We start from the raw sequence: 12,993 nt of genomic DNA, 5'->3' as shown, positions 1-12,993 counted from the left end.
GATCGATCCCGCTGCCGCAGTGCCCGAGGGAGGGCCAGATGGACGTTGAACACAAACAGCTGGTGCAGTTGCTGCCCCTTCTGCCGCTGTTGGCCGAACTCGGGCGCACGGAGCACATCACCGAGACAGCCGAGGTCTTGGGCCTGCCGCAGTCAACGGTGAGCCGGGCGATTGCCCGGGCCAGCGCCATCGTGGGGACGGACCTTGTGGTCCGGGACGGCCGGGGGGTACGGCTGACGCCCGCGGCGAAGGCGCTACTGCCGCATATTGATGCCGCCCTGGGCGAATTCCAGACCGGGCTGGACATTGTCCGGCACGAGTCGGAAGTGGTTCGTGGCCGGATCGCGATCTCGTTCCAGCACACGTTCGGTGAGGCGATGCTGCCGCTGCTCATCAGTGCGTTCCGGAGCCGGCATCTGCAGACTGCCTTTGACCTCAGCCAGGGCGCCCGGGACGGCTGCCTGGCGGAACTGGCCGCCGGTTCCGCCGACCTGGCGCTCACGGCGCCCGTCGCCACTGCGGGCCGGGCCATCGGCTCGGCGGCACTGTACCGGGAACCGCTCCGGCTCGTGGTGCATCACCGGCATCCCTTGGCTGGCCGGCTCCGGGCCCGGGTGGCCGACATCCGGCACGAGCCGTTCGTGGCGATGGGTCCCGGGTACGGGATGCGCTCGCTGACCGACGCGTTGTTCCGGGAGGCAGGATTCCGGCCCCGGATTGCCTTCGAGAGCCAGGACTCACACACCGCCCGCGGCCTCGTCTCGGCCGGGCTCGGCGTCAGCATCCTGCCGCCCGGCGGCTCCGCCCCGGGACGCCACCTGCCCTCGGACGGCACCGGATCCGATGACGGCGGGCCGGGGTGGGTGGAGATTCCGCTGGATTCGGCCTTGGCCTTCCGCGAGATCGGCCTCGCGTGGCGGGAACGCCGCAGCACGGCCGATGCAGAACCGGATCCAGTCCGGCTGTTCCGCGAACTCGTGCTGCGTGACGGGCCGTCCCTGCTGGCGGGCTTCGTACGCGAACGCTCGGGAGGCTGAGCCGGGCCGCGAAGTCGCCGGAAGGGTGCGCCAAGGTCGTCGAAGTCGCCCGAAGCGTGCGAGATCGCCGGAAGGAGACGGCGGTTTCGCACGTTTCCGGCGAACTCGGGATCCTGCAGCGGGCTGCTCGCCGCGGCAGGCAGCGCCGGTCAACGGCCGGCGAGCAGCCCGTGCACGACGCCTGCGACGGGTCCGGCCTGCGCCAGCCGCCAACCCGAGCCTGCCCACAGGTTCAGGCGCTCCGGGTCGCCGGCTGCGGCGGCCGCGGCGCGGAGGGGAGCCGTCAGGTGGTGGATCGCCGGGTAGGCCTCCGGCGCCTCGGGGTGGTCGCGGACGAATTCGTTCTCCAGGGCCCGGGCCCGCCGGCCGGTGAAGGCGCGTGTCAGCCGGGTCTGGGTGAAATGCGGATCCGCCAGGGCATCCTTGTGCAGCTGCCTGGCACCGCTTTCGTCCGTGCGGAGGAAGGCGGTGCCGAGCTGGGCTGCTGCAGCCCCGGCGCGCAGCACCGCGTCGAGCCCGGCCGCGTCCATGATGCCGCCCGCGGCCACCAGCGGCAGGTCGACGGCGGACCGCACCTCCGCGAGCAGCTCCGCGAGCAGCTCCGCCGTCGTCCCGACTGGCTGTGCCCCGGACGCCGGAAGGAACGCCGCACTGTGTGCTCCGGCGCTCGTGTGCTGCACCACCAGGGCGTCCACGCCCTGCTCTGCTGCCTGTACGGCCTCGGCAGTGCTGGTAACCGTGGCAAGCACCGCCGAGCCCGCCCGCTGCAGAGCGCGGGCGACGTCCGCGCCGGGTAGCCCGAAGACGAAACTGACCAGCTCCACGGGCTCCGCCAACAGGGCATCGATCTTTCCCTGCCACTCGTCGTCGTCATCGACCCGCAACGGCGGGAGCTCCACACCGTACCGCCGGGCATCGGCCAGCAGCTGCAGCCGGTAGTCCTCGAGCTCGGCCAACAGCGCCGCGGACGGCCGCAGCTGGGCCGGATCCGGGATGAACACATTCATCCCGAAGCGGGCGCCGGACTCCCGGACGGTGCGGATTTCCGCCTGCATGGCCGCCACGCTCTTGTACCCGGCCGCCAGGAAGCCGAGGCCGCCGGCGCGGTGTACGGCCTCGACAAAGGCCGGGGTGGAGGTGCCTCCGGCCATGGGTGCCGCGATGACGGGTGTGCCGAAAAGATCGTGGGACATGGCGGGCTCCTCGCAGCCATTCAGTAACCTGTTTCAGTGACTAACACTGACTTCCCGCCGGCGGCGGACTCCGTTCCATCTTCCACCACGCCATCCGCCCATGCGACGACGGGTGCTGTGATCGGGCTGGACATCGGCGGCACCAAGACCCGGGGTGTCCGGTTCGAGGACGGCGCCCCTGTGGCTGACGAATCGGTGGGCAGCTCCAACGTCCAGAACGTCAGCCCCGAGGAGGCGGTCCGCAACCTGGCCGAGCTCTTCGGCCGGATCGGCGGGGGAGACGTCGCCCAGGTCTATGCCGGAGCCGGCGGCATCGATACCGATGACGACGCCGCGGCGCTCGCCGCGCTGATTGCCCCGCACGTGCCCGGCGCCCGCATCACCGTGGTCCACGACTCCCGGCTCCTGCTCGCTGCCGGCGGGGCCAGCACCGGCGTCGCCGTGATCGCTGGCACCGGCTCGGCTGCGTGGGGCAGGAACGCCCGCGGTGAGGAAGCCCGGGCCGGAGGATGGGGCTACTTGCTAGGCGACGAAGGCAGTGGCTACTGGCTGGGCCGGGAAGCCGTCCGGCACAGCCTGCGGCGGATGAACCAGGGACTCGAGCCGGACCACCTCACCACCGCCCTCCTGGCATCCTGCGGCGTGGACCACCCCAACAAACTGATCGCGCTGTTCCACTCACCCGGGACGGGACGCCGCTTCTGGGCCCAGCAGGCGCGGCTCGTGGTGGAGGCCGCGGACGCCGGCCACGCACCGAGCCGGGCCCTCGTGGACCAGGCCGGGCGAGACCTTGCTGCCCTGGCCGAGCAGGCCGTGCGCCAGCTCGGCATCCAGGGCCCGGTTATCCTGGGGAGCGGCCTCGGCATGAACGTGGTGCGGCTGCAGGAGTCTTTCCGCGCGGCACTGGCCGCGGCCGGTATCACCGACGTCCGGGTCCTGCAGCAGGAACCCGTGTTCGGTGTGCTCCAGCTGGTGGCCGATCAGGAGTAGCCCGGGAATCCGGCTACTACGCTGAAGGGATGAACATGCGATTCGACACCCGGCCCGCCGCCTACGCCGTCATCATCCGCGGCGCCGAGATCCTCCTGGCTTACTGGAAGCAGGACGGACGTGAAGGCTGGACGCTGCCCGGCGGCGGCCTGGACCTGGCCGAACACCCGGTGGACGGGTGCCGCCGGGAGATCCACGAGGAAACCGGCTACGACGCCGAGATCGGCCCCATGTTGGGGATCGACGTCGGGCACTGGCCCGCCGAGGTCCGGCTCGACGGCGGCGAGCGGGACTTCCAGTCGCTGCGGCTGGTCTACGAGGCGACCATCACCGGCGGGGACCTGCGCCATGAGATCAACGGGAGCACCACACACGCGGCCTGGATCCCGCTGGAGGAGGTCGCGGACCTGAACCGGGTCTCCTTGGTGGACGCCGGACTGCGCCTGTACCGCGAGAGGCCGCTGAACGGAAAGCTGTCCGGATAATTCCCTAGCCAGACGCCAGCCCCTTGGCTATCCTGTAGAAACTGCGGGGTCCAGCCCGCAGTCCAACCCCTGACCGGGGCAAACAGAGCGTGGCCAAACAGAGCGTGGCCAAACAGAGCAGGGCTAAACAGAGCAGGCCCAGCAGAGCCGGAAAACTCAGCCGGAAAATGACGGGAGGTGGAAGCAATGAATGCGATATTTCTAAGCGCGCAGCGCACCGATACCAGCCATGTCATTACTCCTGCCCCGTCCCGCAGCGCGGCCTAGCCTCCCAGCGCAAGCCAGCACACACGCACGCGCCGCACCGCGGGGCCCCATCAAAGGGTTTCCGTTGACCATTCATGCTGCATCCTCGGGCGCCCACGGCGCCTTTGATACCACTTCACCTGTTACCACTTCACCTAACACCCCTTCATCCGGTCCCGCCCCGTCCCGCGGATCCGGTCCCGCGCGCAACAACGACAACTGCGGCGACACCGCCGCGGGTCCTGTCCGCTACGGCTACACCGCAGAGATCGCGGAGCGGTTCGCGGCCCGCCCCGTGCCGGAAGGCCACCGCCCGGGGCGCGTCATCCGGGTGGACCGCACCCTGGTCCTGGTGGCCGACGCCGACGGCTCCGCCCACCTGCCCTACCCCCGCGGCGGGGAGCTTCCCGCCACCGGCGACTGGGTCTGGGTGGGCCGGAACGCAGCGGGGGAGCCCGCCATCGCGGGCATCCTGCCGCGCCAGTCCGAGCTGAGCCGCAAACGTGCCTTCGAAGCGTCCTCCGAGGCGCAGGTGCTCGGCGCCAACGTGGACGTGGTCGGCGTCGTCGTTCCGGTGGACCGGCCGCTGACGCACAACCGGCTGGAACGGACGCTCGTCGCAGCGTGGGATTCGGGCGCCACCCCGCTGGTGATCATCACCAAGGCCGACCTCGCGGACATCGCGGATGACGTCGTGGGGACGGTCGTGCGCCAGGCGGCCGGCGTCGCCGTCGTCACCACCTCGGCAGAGCATGGCGACGGCCTCGACGAACTGCTGGGGCACGTGCCGACCGGCGGCACCCTGGTGCTGCTGGGTCCGTCAGGCGCCGGCAAATCCACACTCATCAACGCCCTGGCCGGCGTTGCCGCCCAGGAGACCGGGGCCGTGCGCGCCGGCGACGGCAAGGGGCGGCACACCACCACCTCCCGCGAGCTCGTGCCGCTGCCCGGCGGCGCCGTCCTGATGGACACGCCCGGAGTGCGGGGCTTCGGGATCTTCGACGCCGAGGACGGCATGGAGGAGGTGTTCGGCGACCTCGAGGAGCTCTTCGGGAAGTGCCGCTTCTCGGACTGCGCGCACAACCGCGAACCCGGCTGCGCCGTCCAAGCCGCGCTCGCCGACGGCGCCCTCGAGGAGCGCCGCTGGGCCAGCTACCTGAAGCTGCAGCGCGAACTCGCCGCCCTGGCCCGCCGCCATGACGCTGCCGCGCGGCGGGCCTACCAGCGCGAGTGGCACCAAAAAATCGCGGTGGAGGGAAAGAGCCAGCGCTCAGCCGAGCGGGACAGCCACGAAAACGCACAAGAACGCGGCAAGGGGAACCGTCGCGGCAAGGGCGACCGCGGCGGCGGGAACGGCCGGGGGAGGCCCCGCTGAAGCTGGCGCGGCTCGCAACTGTCCGGGCGGGCGGCGGAAGCCGTTCCGGCGCCCGCCCATCCGAAATCGTTGTGTTTCCGAAGCCTTACGGGAGCCACGGCGCCGCTGACATTGTCCAAGGCGCTGGTTAGTCTATGTGCTAACTGCTTTATGGCCAGCACACTGATGAACAGTGGGCCGGTCCCACCGATGTTGCCGCCAACAGTTAGGTAAGCCCGGAAATGGCCGAAGCCATGATCGAGTTCCAAAACGTCACGAAGCAGTACCAAGGCGGTCAGGCCGCCGTTGACGGGCTGACCATGTCCATCGACAAGGGCGCCATCACAGTCTTCGTGGGACCCTCCGGCTGCGGAAAGACCACCTCCCTGCGGATGATCAACCGTATGGTCGAGCCCACGTCCGGCACCATCACCGTGGGCGGAGCCGACGTCACCTCGGTGCCGGCGGCGCAGCTGCGGCGGTCCATGGGCTACGTCATGCAGTCGTCCGGTTTGATGCCGCACCGCTCCGTGCTGGACAACATCGCCACCGTGCCCCGGCTCAACGGCGCGTCCAAGGCGGATGCCCGCAAGCGCGCGCAGGAACTGCTCGACGTCGTCGGGCTGGCATCCTCCCTCGGCAAGCGTTACCCGTCCCAGCTTTCCGGCGGACAGCAGCAGCGCGTCGGCGTGGCCCGGGCGCTTGCGGCCGATCCGCCCGTGCTGCTGATGGACGAGCCCTTCAGCGCCGTGGACCCCGTGGTCCGCGACGAACTCCAAAAGGAGCTGCTCCGGCTCCAGCATGACCTGGCCAAGACGATTGTCTTTGTCACCCATGACATTGACGAGGCCACCGTCCTGGGCGACAAAGTGGCCGTGTTCGCCGTCGGCGGGAAGCTGGCGCAGTACGCCGCCCCGCAGGAAATTCTGCGGGCCCCGGCGAGCGATTTCGTCGCGTCCTTCGTGGGCCGCGACCGCGGGTTCCGGCATCTGGCCTTCAGCCCCTCCGACGGCGTCACCATCCACCCCGTCCCCACGGTCACGCGCGAACAGCTCCGGCAGGAGGGCAGCACCGACGGGTGGCAGCTGGTGGTCGACGGGGCGCTGCGCCCGCTGGGCTGGGCCGGGCCGGGTGCGGGTGCGCAGATCGTTCCCGGTGGCTCCCTCTTCCGCAAGGGGGACACACTCCGCCGGGCCCTGGACGCGGCCCTGTCCTCCCCGTCGGGCCTCGGCGTCGCCGTCGATGACGAGGGCCGGGCGGCCGGTGTTATTGCCGCGGCCGAGGTCTTCGCCGTGATCGAATCGGACCGCAGCGTCCGGCACGGGGGGCTCTGATGGAATGGTTCCTGGCCAACCGCGAGCAGGTCTTCACGCTCGCCGGCCAGCATCTTGTCCTCGCCGTCGTGCCGATGATCCTGGGCCTGCTGATCGCAATCCCGCTGGCCCAGTTTGCCCGGCAGAGCCGTGGCCGGCGCTCCGTGGTGCTCACCGGGTCCTCGCTGCTGTATACGATCCCCTCGCTGGCGCTCTTCATCATCCTGCCGACCGTCCTCGGAACACGCATCCTGGATCCCGTCAACGTGGTGATCGCCCTGACCATTTACGCTGTGGCGCTGCTGGTCCGCGCAGCCCTGGACGCATTCGATTCGGTGGACGAGGACCTCCGCCAGGCAGCCGTCGCCATGGGCTTCAAACCGTTGGCGAGGTTCGTCCAGATTGACCTGCCGCTGTCTCTGCCGGTGATGTTCGCCGGGCTGCGGGTGGTCTCCGTCAGCAACATCTCGCTGGTCAGCGTCGCGGCCCTGCTCGGGATCGGGAACCTCGGGATGCTGTTCACTTCGGGCCTGCAGCGGGACTTCGTCACTGAAGTAGTGGTGGGCATCATCGCGATCCTGATCCTCGCGCTCTTCATGGACGCCGTCCTGGTGCTGCTGGAACGGCTGCTGACGCCGTGGACTCGGGCGTCCCGACCGGCCGGGACCGCGAAGCCCGGTGCCGGTGACGAGGTCTCCGGTCTCGGGGTGTCCGGTGACGCAGCGTCCGGTGCGCAGGGCGCCGCCGGGTTCCCCTCCGGGGCCAAGGCAGGGGGCGCCGCATGAGCAACGTTGTCACGGACACCTTCGCCTGGCTCGCAGATCCCGAAAACTGGAGCGGCAGCAGCGGCATCCCGGTGCGGATCGTCGAGCACCTGGCGTACACCGGACTCGTCATGCTGATCGCCATGGCGATCGCCATTCCGGTCGGACTATACGTGGGCCACACCGGCCGCGGGCGGGTGGCCGTCGTGGCACTCGCCGGCGCCCTGCGGGCCCTGCCCACCCTCGGCCTGCTCACCCTGTTCGTGCTGATCGCCGGCATCGGCCTGATGCCGCCGATCTGGGCCCTCGTGATCCTGACGGTCCCGCCTCTGCTCGCCGGCACCTACGCCGGGATCGCCAGCGTCGACAGGAACGTCGTGGACGCCGCCCGCGCCATGGGCATGACCGAATGGCAGGTGCTGTTCCGCGCGGAATTCCCCAACTCGTTACCGGTCATGTACGGGGGTTTCCGGACCGGGGTACTGCAGGTGATCGCCACGGTCTCGGTGGTGGCATACATCAACCTGGGCGGCCTGGGCCGCTACCTGTTCGACGGCCTGGTGCTGTCCGACTTCCCGCAGATGCTCGGCGGCTCCCTGCTGATCGCGGCTCTGGCCATCGCCGTCGACCTTGTGCTTGCCCTTATCCAGAGGCTGTTCCTGTCACGGGGCGCCTCTGCCCAGTCGAACCGCCGCCAGCAGGCTGCGGTTGATCTCACAGACTCCGTCTACACGGAGACTGCCGTTCAAGGAGGTACGTCATGAAGGAATCCCGCCAACGAGCCCTGGGCCGGCGCGCATTCGGTGGCCTGGCCGCCGGCGTCGGCCTGGCCATGGCCCTGTCCGCCTGCGGGGGCTCATCCAACCCGCTCAGCTCGGCCCCCGCCAGCAGCGGCGCCGCAGCTTCCGGAGGCTCTCTGGTGATCGGCTCCGCCGACTTCCCCGAGAGCCAGATCCTGGCCGAGGTCTACGCCGGCGCCCTGAACGGTGCGGGAGTCACGGCCAGCACCAAGCCGAACATCGGCTCCCGCGAGGTCTACTTCAAGGCAGTCCAGGACGGATCGGTGGACGTCGTTCCCGACTACAGCGGCAACCTGCTGCTGTACGTGAACAAGGACGCTACCGAGGTCTCCGCCGACGATATCGCCAAGGCGCTCCCGACCAAGCTCCCGCAGGGCCTTGCCGTGTTGGACGCTTCCAAGGCCGAGGACAAGGACGCCATGGTGGTCACCAAGGCCACGGCCGAAAAGTACCAGCTGAAGTCGATCGAAGACATGGCGAAGGTCTGCGGCGAGATGGTAATCGGCGCCCCGGCGACCTTTGCCGAACGCGCCTACGGGCTGCCCGGGCTCGAGAAGAACTACAACTGTGTGCCGAAGAAACTTGAACCGTTCAGCGACGGCGGCGGCGCCGTCACGCTCAAGGCGCTGCTCTCGGACCAGGTCCAGGTGGCGGACATCTACACCACCACCCCGTCCATCCCGGACAACGACCTCGTGGTGCTGGAGGACCCGAAGAATAACTTCATCGCCCAGCAGGTCCTGCCGCTCTACAACACGGGCAAGATGACGGACAAGGCGAAGGAAGCCCTCAACGCCGTGTCCAAGGTCCTCACCACGGAAGACCTCATCAACCTCAACCGTGCCGTCAGCGGCAGCCAGAAGCAGAACCCGAAAGATGCAGCTGACGCGTGGCTGAAGGAGAAGGGTCTTCTCAAGCAGTAGCCGCGGGCCGGCGGCCGGGCCAGCAGCCCGGCCGCCGGCGTCCTGGATGCTGAGGAGCAGGCTGTGAGCCATGTCTCAACGGAAGAACATCCTTCATATGGCATATTTGATGAATGGCAGAATTCAAGCAGTCCACCAAGCTTCATAATGTCCTTTACGACATCCGTGGACCGATTCTTCAGGCCGCCCAGCAGATGGAGGCGGAGGGTCACCGCATCCTCAAACTGAACATCGGAAACCCGGCCCCTTTCGGGTTTGAAGCGCCGGACGCGATCCTGGTGGACATGATCCGCCATCTGCCGCATGCCCAGGGCTACAGCGACTCCCGCGGTATCTTCTCTGCCCGCACGGCCGTCTCGCAGTACTACCAGACCCGCGGAATCCAGAACATCCACGTCGATGACATCTACCTGGGCAACGGCGTCAGTGAGCTGATCACGATGTCGCTTATGGCACTGCTCGACGACGGCGACGAAGTCCTGATCCCCACCCCGGACTACCCGCTGTGGACTGCCTCGGTTGCCCTGGCCAGCGGCAAACCCGTGCACTACCTCTGTGACGAGGAGTCCGGCTGGCAGCCGGACCTTGAGGACATGGAAGCGAAGATCACCCCGCGCACCAAGGGCATCGTGGTGATCAATCCGAACAACCCGACCGGTGCGGTGTATCCGGAGGCGACGCTGAAGAAGATCGTCGCCCTCGCCGAGAAGCACGGCCTCGTGCTGTTCGCCGATGAAATCTACGAGAAGATCCTTTACGAAGACGCGGTGCACGTAAACCTCGCCTCGCTCACCGGCGACGACGTCCTGTGCCTGACCTTCAGCGGGCTTTCCAAGGCCTACCGGGTCTGCGGATTCCGGGCCGGCTGGATGGCCATCTCGGGGCCCAAGAAGGACGCCGCGGACTACCTCGAGGGCATCAACCTGCTCGCCAACATGCGCCTGTGCGCCAATGTTCCGGCCCAGCACGCCATCCAGACTGCCCTCGGCGGCTATCAAAGCATCAATGATCTGATCCTTCCCGGCGGACGCCTGCTCGAGCAACGGAACAAGGCCTACGACATGCTCAACGCCATCCCGGGCGTCAGCACCCAGCAGGCCCGCGGTGCCATGTACCTGTTCCCGCGGCTGGATCCCGAGGTTTACCACATCCGTGACGACGAAAAATTCGTCCTGGACTTGCTCCGCGAGCAAAAAATCCTCCTCTCCCACGGCCGGGCGTTCAACTGGGTCCGGCCGGACCACTTCCGGATGGTGACGCTGCCCAACGTCAAGGACCTCGAGGAAGCAATCAACCGGATGGCGGACTTCCTGAGCCGGTACAAGGGGAACTAGGCTTCGGTCAGCAGCGCAACGAGGCCCTCGCCTCGCGGACCACGGCTGCACGACCGGAAAGAGGCATTGATGGCAAGCTCCGCGACATTCGATGACCATCCCTCGAAGCTCCTGAGGGTCGGGAAGGGCTTCAGCCTGGAGCAGCTGGACCCAGGATCGACGCCCGGCTTCGACGGAGACAAGCTCGACGGCGAACAGCTGCTGGAGGAGCTGGACGACAAGCTCGCCCAGCTGCAGGAAAAGCTCTTCGCGGAGTCCCGTTTTGGCGGGACCAAACGGCTCCTGCTGATCCTGCAGGCCATGGACACCGCGGGCAAGGGCGGCATAGTCACGCATGTCATGGGCGCCATGAATCCGCACGGTGTCCAGATGAAGTCCTTTAAGGCGCCCACTCCAGAGGAGAAATCGTACGACTTTTTGTGGCGGATCGAGAAGGAAGTGCCGGCCGCCGGGATGGTGGGGGTCTTCGACCGCTCACACTACGAGGACGTTCTGATTCACCGCGTCCACCGCTGGGCCAGCCCCGAGGAACTGGAGCGCCGGTACCAAGCCATCAACGAGTTTGAGGCCCGCCAGACCGGGGCGGGGACCAAGATCGTCAAGGTGATGCTGCACATCAGCCGCGACGAGCAGAAGGAACGGCTCCTGGCCCGGCTAGACGACACCGCCAAGCAGTGGAAGTACAGCGGCACCGACCTGAAGGAACGGGCCTTTTGGGCGGACTACATGGACGCCTACCAGAAAGCCATCGACAAGACCAACACCGACCACGCGCCGTGGCACGTGGTGCCGGCCAACAGGAAGTGGTTTGCCCGCATCGCTGTGCAGCAACTGCTCCTGGAAGCCCTCGAAAGCATGGAACTGCAATGGCCGGTTCCGGAGTTCGACGTCGACTTGGAACGCGAACTCGTGCAGCGCTCCTGAGCCGGCCGGGCGCCTAGCTCTCCTCGGCCGCGTGCTCCCGGGCCGCGGCCAGCCTCTTGCGGGCGCCCTCCAGCCACTGTTCGCAGCGCTTGGCCAGCGCCTCGCCGCGTTCCCAGAGGGCGAGTGATTCCTCCAGGCTGGCGCCGCCGGCCTCCAGCTTGCTGACCACGCCCACCAGCTGCTCGCGGGCGTCCTCGTAGCTCAGTGCTTCGATGTCGGCGTTCGGAATCGGTTCTGCTGCCACGGGGGGCTCCTTGAAGGTCCTGGTGCTAATGGATGTAACGGTGCTGATGGTTGTAATGGTGCCGGCTGCTGGGCTAGGTCATTCTTCGGCCAGTTCCTGGCCGCCCGTGGACTGTGCGCTGAAGCGGCCACCGGCCACCCGTACGGTGAGGTCGGTGCCGGCGGGTGCCTGCTCGGGGTGTCGCACCACGTCCCGGTGTGCACCCGGGCCGGCTGCTGAGCCCGCCAGCTGGACCACCGCATAGCCGCGGTCGAGTGTTTTCTGCGGCGAGAGCGCCCGCACCTGGGCCTTGAGGTGGACCAACTGGTCCGCGGCCCGCACCACGGCGGTGCTGACCGCCGAGTGCGAGCGGACCTTGAGCCGTTCGACGTCGTCGTGGCGCTGGGTGATCATGACGTCGGGGGAGAGTAGGACGGGGCGGGAGCGCAGGGACGCCAGCCGGTCGCCTTCGCGTTCCACGAGCCGGGTGACGCCGCGCCGGAGGTGATCGCGCGCCTGCCGGACCCGGGCGAGTTCCTCGGCCACGTCCGGAACGATCCGCTTCGCGGCGTCCGTGGGGGTTGAGGCCCTGAGGTCTGCGACGTCGTCCAGGATCGGCCGGTCGGCTTCGTGCCCGATGGCGCTCACCACGGGCGTTGACGCGTCCGCGACGGCCCGGATGAGCTCCTCGTTGCTGAAGGGCAGCAGGTCCTCGAGGGACCCTCCGCCGCGGGCGATGACGATGACGTCGACGTCGGGGCGGGCGTCGAGCTGACGCAACGCCGCGATCATCTGGGCGACGGCGGTGTTGCCCTGGACCGCTACCTCGCGGATCTCGAATTCGACGGCGGGCCAGCGAAGGGCCGCGTTGCGCAGCACATCTTTCTTGGCATCGGAATCACGTCCGGTGATCAGGCCAATCCGGTGGGGGAGCAGGGGGAGCCGTTTCTTGCGGGAGTCGGCAAAGAGCCCTTCGGCGGCGAGGGCCTGGCGCAGCCGCTCAATCCTGGCGAGGAGGTCGCCGAGCCCGACTGGCCGGATGTCTTTCACCGACATGTTCAGCCGGCCCGTCTTGAGCCAGAATTCGGCCTTGATCAGTGCCACAACCCGGGAGCCGCGTTCCAGCGGGGCGACCTGGCGGTCCAGGACCGTGGTCCAGACCGACCCGGGCAGCGAGATCTCGGCGTCGATATCGCGCAGCGTCAGGTAGGCGTTGCTGCCGCGCCGGTTCAGCTCGATCACCTGTCCCTCGACCCACGCCGAGGGGGCGCGGTCGATATGCATCTTGAGCTTCTGGGACAGCAACTGCAACGGCCAGGGGTTGTCCGGGCTGGTCTCAGCAGCGGTCGCCGGAAGCGTGGTGGCTGCCGCGTTCTCAGGCATGGGTGGCCTCCCAGCCGGAGTGTG

13 protein-coding genes are annotated in these 12,993 nt (G+C 68.3%); 10 read left to right on the top strand and 3 right to left on the bottom strand.

The genetic code is table 11. From position 1 onward, the window contains the following. The first annotated feature begins 38 nt into the window (after window positions 1–38). Window positions 39–1,037 carry a LysR family transcriptional regulator gene (locus tag BM372_RS01140; RefSeq protein WP_090950727.1) on the top strand — a complete coding sequence of 333 codons (999 nt, stop codon included), beginning with the start codon at window positions 39–41 and terminating at the stop codon, window positions 1,035–1,037. A 149-nt stretch (window positions 1,038–1,186) separates the two neighbouring features. On the opposite strand, the gene BM372_RS01135 is transcribed toward BM372_RS01140, so the two are convergent. Then, a complete protein-coding gene (locus tag BM372_RS01135; protein WP_090950725.1) occupies window positions 1,187–2,230 on the bottom strand; it encodes a nitronate monooxygenase in 1,044 nt (347 codons plus the stop codon). 36 nt (window positions 2,231–2,266) lie between these two features. Between BM372_RS01135 and BM372_RS01130 the strand changes: the two genes are divergently transcribed. From BM372_RS01130 to BM372_RS01090, 9 genes are all read left to right on the top strand, one after another. Next, complete coding sequence (locus tag BM372_RS01130) at window positions 2,267–3,220, top strand: N-acetylglucosamine kinase (protein WP_090950722.1); 954 nt, start codon at window positions 2,267–2,269, stop codon at window positions 3,218–3,220. A 29-nt stretch (window positions 3,221–3,249) separates the two neighbouring features. Beyond that, window positions 3,250–3,705 (top strand): NUDIX hydrolase, encoded by a 456-nt coding sequence (locus tag BM372_RS01125; RefSeq protein WP_090950719.1) that lies wholly within the window; start codon window positions 3,250–3,252, stop codon window positions 3,703–3,705. Window positions 3,706–4,219: 514 nt separating this feature from the next. After that, entirely contained in the window at window positions 4,220–5,326 is a 1,107-nt protein-coding gene (gene rsgA, locus BM372_RS01120) for a ribosome small subunit-dependent GTPase A (protein WP_256214049.1), read from the top strand. A gap of 221 nt (window positions 5,327–5,547) precedes the next feature. After that, on the top strand, window positions 5,548–6,639 hold the full coding sequence (locus BM372_RS01115) for an ABC transporter ATP-binding protein (RefSeq protein WP_090950714.1): 1,092 nt from the start codon (window positions 5,548–5,550) through the stop codon (window positions 6,637–6,639). Then, window positions 6,639–7,403: an ABC transporter permease gene (locus BM372_RS01110; RefSeq protein WP_090950711.1), complete on the top strand. Its 765-nt coding sequence runs from the start codon at window positions 6,639–6,641 to the stop codon at window positions 7,401–7,403. Before BM372_RS01115 ends, BM372_RS01110 begins: the two co-directional genes overlap by 1 nt. Next, window positions 7,400–8,146, top strand: coding sequence for an ABC transporter permease (locus BM372_RS01105; RefSeq protein ID WP_090950709.1), 747 nt, complete (start codon window positions 7,400–7,402; stop codon window positions 8,144–8,146). Before BM372_RS01110 ends, BM372_RS01105 begins: the two co-directional genes overlap by 4 nt. Continuing rightward, window positions 8,143–9,105, top strand: coding sequence for an ABC transporter substrate-binding protein (locus BM372_RS01100; RefSeq protein WP_090950705.1), 963 nt, complete (start codon window positions 8,143–8,145; stop codon window positions 9,103–9,105). The genes BM372_RS01105 and BM372_RS01100 overlap by 4 nt, the downstream gene beginning before the upstream one ends. A 113-nt stretch (window positions 9,106–9,218) precedes the next feature. Then, on the top strand, window positions 9,219–10,439 hold the full coding sequence (locus tag BM372_RS01095; protein ID WP_090950703.1) for a pyridoxal phosphate-dependent aminotransferase: 1,221 nt from the start codon (window positions 9,219–9,221) through the stop codon (window positions 10,437–10,439). A 69-nt stretch (window positions 10,440–10,508) separates the two neighbouring features. After that, on the top strand, window positions 10,509–11,363 hold the full coding sequence (locus BM372_RS01090; RefSeq protein ID WP_090950700.1) for a polyphosphate kinase 2 family protein: 855 nt from the start codon (window positions 10,509–10,511) through the stop codon (window positions 11,361–11,363). Window positions 11,364–11,376: 13 nt separating this feature from the next. On the opposite strand, the gene BM372_RS01085 is transcribed toward BM372_RS01090, so the two are convergent. Both BM372_RS01085 and xseA read right to left on the bottom strand, forming a co-directional pair. Next, window positions 11,377–11,607: an exodeoxyribonuclease VII small subunit gene (locus tag BM372_RS01085; protein ID WP_090950698.1), complete on the bottom strand. Its 231-nt coding sequence runs from the start codon at window positions 11,605–11,607 to the stop codon at window positions 11,377–11,379. Between the two features lie 78 nt (window positions 11,608–11,685). Further along, on the bottom strand, window positions 11,686–12,969 hold the full coding sequence (gene xseA / locus BM372_RS01080) for an exodeoxyribonuclease VII large subunit (RefSeq protein ID WP_090950695.1): 1,284 nt from the start codon (window positions 12,967–12,969) through the stop codon (window positions 11,686–11,688). Between the last annotated feature and the right edge of the window lie 24 nt (window positions 12,970–12,993).

Origin of the sequence: Arthrobacter sp. ov118 (assembly GCF_900116495.1) — a bacterium.
Classification (GTDB): Bacteria; Actinomycetota; Actinomycetes; order Actinomycetales; family Micrococcaceae; genus Arthrobacter.
Note: the sequence above shows the minus strand (reverse complement) of the source record. Positions and strands in the feature narration are given on the sequence as shown.